Genomic DNA, 4,458 nt, shown 5'->3' with positions numbered 1-4,458 from the left:
CCGAACAGAATCACAACCTGCTGAACTCACTCAATTAGTTTCAGATCAGCCTCTTGGAGAATTCCACGGCCAGCGGTAGGCCGACATATCCCAGGCCGATCACGGCCACGCGTTTTTGTGTCATATCGATCTCTTTGAGCAGGGCAGGACGTCTCTCCCCCTCGCGGCGGAGGGCATGGGGTTCAGGCGTTGCGGTATTCCACGAACCACTTGACGAAGCGGTCGATCCCGACCCGGAAATCGGTCTCGGGGCGGTAGCCGGTCAGCCGGCTCAGAAGCGAGGCATCGGCCCAGGTGGCGGGCACGTCGCCCATCTGCATCGGCATGTAGTTGCGCTTGGCCTTCATGCCGAGACTGCCCTCGATGGCTTCGATGAAGTCGAGCAGCCGGACCTTGTCGGAATTGCCGATGTTAACAACCCGGTAGGGCGCCACCGGGGAGAGACTGTCGCCTTCGACGATCTCGTCCTTGCTGGCGGGACGCTCGGGCACAGCGGAGATCAGCAGCATGATGGCCCGCACCAGGTCGTCGACATAGGTGAAATCGCGATACATGTCGCCGTGGTTGTAGATGTCGATCGGGCGGTCGTCGAGCATGGCATCGACGAACTTGTAAAGCGCGAGGTCGGGCCGCCCCCAGGGACCATAGACCGTGAAGAAGCGGAACATGGTGGTGGGCAGGTTCCACAGATGCGCATAGGCATGCGCCATGCTCTCGTTGGCCTTCTTGGTGGCCGCATAGATCGTCAGTTGGGTGTCGGCCTTCTCCGTCTCCGAAAACGGCATCTCGTCATTGGCGCCGTAGACGCTCGACGTGGAAGCCATGAGCAGGTGTTTGACCTCGAGCCGGCGCGCGGCCTCCATGACGTGGAAGGTGCCGATCACGTTGGCATCGAGATAGGCCTTGGGGTTCTCGAGCGAGTAGCGCACCCCGGCCTGAGCGGCGAGATGCACGATGATGTCGGGCGCGAACTCGTCGGCCACGCTGTCGAAGAGCGCCTGATCCTCGAGCATCCCCTCGGTCATGGAGAAGCCTTCGTTCTGCAGCAGCATGGCATGCCGGCGACGCTTGAGGTTGACGTCGTAGTAGTCGGTCAACCCGTCATAGCCGTGCACCCGGAAGCCTTCCGCCAGAAGAAGCTTGGCAAGGTGGAACCCGATGAACCCTGCCGTGCCGGTGATAAGAACCTTCATCAAAGGCCTCCTTCGTTTGTCGTGGGGGATGTCTGGATGCGAAGAGACGGGCGTCGGTGTCTACTCGCAGGTCTCGTGTCACTGGCGCAAATGCCCTGACAGGCCAATCATTCGCTCTCTATTCCTGTTGGCCACGTCTTTGGCGCAAACCCGCACGAGTTTCTAGGGTCTTTGGCAAGCCCATCCCGAGAGGCCCAGCGGCTCGGCCGCGCCATCCGGCGGAAAGGAAGGCAAATCGCGCGGCCTCGAGTGCGTTTTGCCGACAACTCTGCAAAGAGGTCACGCCTCCCGGCGCAGGCCCTCTTCGACGCTGTTTGCCCTCTCCGGGCAAACCGGATGCCATCCGTAACACGCCATGTAGCCCTCGACATAGGCCCCGATCCCGAAGCGGCTTCTGATGAAGGCCTCGCCGTGGAAACGGGCCGCTTCCTTGTAATGCGCCTGGTTGAGGCAGGCCAAAAGCCGGTCGGCGCATTCTTCGGGTGCGGGATCGGCAGGGGTCAAAAGACCCGTTTCCCCGGGCAGGAACGTCTCGGCCAGACCGCCGACATCGGGCATGACCACGGGGCACCCGAGCGCTTGGGCTTCGAGCGCGATATTGGCGGTGCCCTCGTAGCGCGAGGTCAGGAAGACCGCATCGAACGCGGCGATCCAGCTAGCGACCTCGTCGCTCAAACCGGGCAGGTGAATTTTCGTTTCGAGCCCCCGTTCGGCCACCCATCTGTGCACGGCCGGACGCAGCATGCCATCCCCCAGCAGAACGAAATGGGTCTCGGGCCGCTGCGCAATGACATGGGCTGCCGCCTCGACCCACAAGAAGGGGCGTTTCTCGGCGTTGAACCGAAAGGCGGCTCCGACAACAGCGGCCTGGGGCGGAATGCCCAGCTCCTGGCGCAACTGGCCGGCCCTAGAATGGAGGTCGGGCGGGATCATGCCGTCCAGGTGAAGGCCGTTATAGACGGTCACGACGCTCTCCCGCTTCCGCTCGAGCCATGTCTCGAACTCGCGCGCCGCAGCCTGAGAGTTCGTGGTCAGAAGGGCGCCGGGGCGGCTCAGCAAGGCTTGGTAGGCGGCATGGGTGAACAGCGCAGAGGTAGCCGCCCGGCGTCCCGTGGGCGCGCTTGAGCGCGCCCCCAGCACCATGCGGGGGGTTCCTGCCAGCGCGGCGGCAAGGCCTGCGGAAATATTGACCGGGTCGCTCCAGGCATGAACGATCTCCGGGCGCCAGTGCCGGATCTGCGCCAAGATGTGGCCGATTTCCCGAATGCTGCGCTCGGGCAGCTGGTGCAGGAGAAGGAGCTGCTCCGGGGAAAGAGAGGTGTCGGGGGGGAGGAGGGGGCCCTCGGCGGGCATGACCTCGGCGATGGCGGCCCCGGCCTCCTCAAAGGCCATGCGATAGAAATCGAGACTGGCGTCTCCTTTCAGCGGCAACATGACGAACCGCTCCAGCAGCTCGCTTTGCTCGGGTAGGTGACGTACGAGATTGAGGGTCTGGCGCTGCACCCCGCCCGGCCCGAAAGAGGGGAGCACATGCAGGACCCGGCCGGGCACTGGTGTGTAGGCCGCAGACGACCCGGGCGCGGAGCACAACGTCCGGATGGCCTCGTCGGCCAGGCGCATGGTTTCGGGCGGAAGCCCTTGAGTGGCGAGGTCCCACCCCACCAGGCGCAGCGCTTCCTGTAGGCGGTTCCACTGCTGCTCGAATTCGGCCAGCTCGTCCTTGCTCAACGCGGTGCGTATTTCGCCTTCGCCCAGACCGCGCTCGAACAGCTGGCAAGCGCAACGGGCCAGACCATGCTTGGTGAAAAAGCGCGCCGCCCATCGTAGCGCCTCCCGATCGCGAGGAGAACTGGCCAGCGCCTGCTGCGTATGGGCCGTGGCGAGATCGAGGAGCTTTCCGGCCTCTGCGACCCTGGCCAGTTTCAGATGGTGCTGAGGGTGGTGGAGAATCTCCGCGGCATAGGTGGACACCGCCTCTTCGATGGCCTCGAACTGCCCCGACTGGCGCAGCAACATGATCTCCCCGATCCTAGCCGTGTGGCTGGCGGGGTCATGGCGCCGCAGCCGGTCCCAGGCGGCCCGGGTCTTTTCGATATCTCCCGTCTTACGGATCTCGCGCGCCGCGCGGGTCAGTCGGTCGCGCGTCTCACGCCATTGGCGGCGTTCGGCCTGCTGGCAGCGCTTCTCATGGCGGGCCCGCTGCTGTTGCTGGCGCCCGAGCAATTGATCGCGGCGGATCTTCTGGGAGGTCTTGCGCGCATCTTGGGCCGCCCGCCGCGCACGAATGCCCCTTCCGAAGAGCGGAAGCCCCCATGACAACCGCCGCGTCAAGGTCCCCTGGATGCGCGCGAGGACTTTCGCATGGGCCTCGTGATCTGCAGACAGCGCCCGCTCATTGGCATGGCGGGCCTGAGCTTCCTCTTCCCGCGCTTTGGCCTCCCGGACATGAAGCTCCGGCGGCGGCCGATAGAGCGGCTCAGCCAGTCGGACCTCTTCTTCTTCGGCTAGAGCCGCTTCTTCCTGCAATCTGGCCTGCTCCTCGTGCAGCCTTCGCGCCTCCTCCTCTAGCCGCAAGCGCAGGTGCGAAGCCCGCGAGCCCGTCGCCCAAACCAAGAATTTCTCCATACTCGCGGAGATTGTCATGAAAGCTTCCTCTGTGGCAGGCGGACCCGTTATGCTTGGGAGAAAAGGGCATGCCAAGGGCAATGTAAGCGATACTTGAGCCGCGACTCCTTGATGAGTTCAAGGTAAGGCGCTCACGCCCTCTTCTTCAGCATGCCGGCCCGGAACACCTCGGCGGGGGCTCTCCATCCGAAGCATTTGCAGGTGTGGCATTTAACCGGTCGTTTGAGAACGCATGTGGCGGGCGTTCAGTTCGGGATGAGACGGCAAAAGGAGGGGAGCGGTATGTTCCAGTCGCCTTGCTTCCAAGGGTGCAGAACAAAACCGAGGCTTTTGGTTCATCTGCAGTAGGTCATCGGGTTGGAGGGACCCCTCCTTCAGAACCGTTATTCAAACGATCAGATGAAACGCATCTGCGAACCATTATACCGATTGAAAATGAGGCCTTGCATCCTCATCGACCCATAATTTATATTTTATTACAGTGGCTTGATATATGCCATTCAATAACACCAAATGCTCGAAGCACGGATTTTGACCTTCCTGCGGTCCAAGGCCCTGCTGCGCGGCTGGAGGCGATGGCTTGGAGTGAGCCCGAGCTCGGCAACCCTCGGCGTCCGGAACTCGGGCTGGCGAAGGCCAT

At 63.0% G+C, this 4,458-nt stretch carries 2 protein-coding genes; both read right to left on the bottom strand.

Annotated elements, in window-relative coordinates:
* Nucleotides 1-182: 182 nt before the first annotated feature.
* The gene (locus ACFDS3_RS19225) at nt 183-1,193 is read right to left on the bottom strand and encodes an NAD-dependent epimerase/dehydratase family protein (protein ID WP_375263952.1); all 1,011 of its coding nucleotides are present in this window, start codon (nt 1,191-1,193) and stop codon (nt 183-185) included.
* Between the two features lie 279 nt (nt 1,194-1,472).
* On the bottom strand, nt 1,473-3,836 hold the full coding sequence (locus ACFDS3_RS19220) for a glycosyltransferase (RefSeq protein WP_375263951.1): 2,364 nt from the start codon (nt 3,834-3,836) through the stop codon (nt 1,473-1,475).
* Nucleotides 3,837-4,458 lie beyond the last annotated feature (622 nt).

Origin of the sequence: Palleronia sp., assembly GCF_042089775.1 — a bacterium.
Lineage (GTDB): Bacteria > Pseudomonadota > Alphaproteobacteria > Rhodobacterales > Rhodobacteraceae > Palleronia.
Note: the sequence above shows the minus strand (reverse complement) of the source record. Positions and strands in the feature narration are given on the sequence as shown.